The organism is Bacillus sp. LR--39 (genome assembly GCF_053613335.1).
The window spans coordinates 1-828 of the sequence record NZ_JBSIOT010000620.1 but is presented as its reverse complement, the minus strand read 5'-3'; the positions used below and the strand labels follow the sequence as shown (position 1 = coordinate 828).

General features: G+C 44.9%; 1 protein-coding gene. It reads left to right on the top strand.

Annotated features, from left to right (window positions below; all coding sequences use genetic code 11):
- Positions 1 to 128 precede the first annotated feature (128 nt).
- Positions 129 to 828: D-alanine--D-alanine ligase family protein (locus ACWHAR_RS25365; RefSeq protein WP_452088220.1), on the top strand; the 700-nt coding region annotated here is incomplete at its 3' end.

Genomic DNA, 828 nt, shown 5'->3' with positions numbered 1-828 from the left:
TTTTAATATAAAATAAAAAGGAATTACATACAAATGCATTCAACATCAGCATGCCCAAAAATAATTAGATCATTTTCCGGTGAAAATGATAAGATAGTAAAGATGAATTGTAGTGGGGGGAGTATCCATTGAAAACAAGTCTAGGATTAGTGTACGGAGGAAAGTCGGCAGAACATAATGTTTCCCTGCAGACAGCTCTGGCTGTAATCAAAGCGCTAAATACTGAGAAGTTTGATATACATCCGATTTATATAACAGAAAAAGGCGAATGGGTTAGAGGCGCCCGTTTAACTGAGCCTGTTTCAAACGTGAAAATGCTTCAATTTGAGCAAGGAGGCAGTGCTTTTTCTCCAGCTGCCCTGAACCAGGAGATGTTTCCGCAGGAAGCGTCACAGCAAAATGAAGCCATCGACGTCGTATTCCCGCTCCTCCACGGACCGAACGGAGAAGACGGTACGATCCAGGGAATGCTCGAGCTGTTGAACATTCCTTATGTCGGCAACGGAGTGCTTGCTTCCTCAGCCGGCATGGATAAAGTTGTCATGAAACATTTATTTGCTCAGGCCGGCCTTGCTCAGGCTAAATACGCAGCTTTCCTTAAGAAAGACTGGACTCGTTCTCCGAAAGAAAGCTGTGAGCAGGTTGAACAGGAATTAGGCTACCCTTGCTTCGTAAAACCGGCGAACCTCGGCTCAAGTGTCGGAATCAGCAAATGCCGAAACCGTGAAGAACTGCAAAAAGCGTTTGAGCTTGCTTTCCAATATGATCGCAAAGTCGTCGTTGAAGAAGGAATTAACGGCCGCGAGATTGAGATCGGCGTTCTTGGAA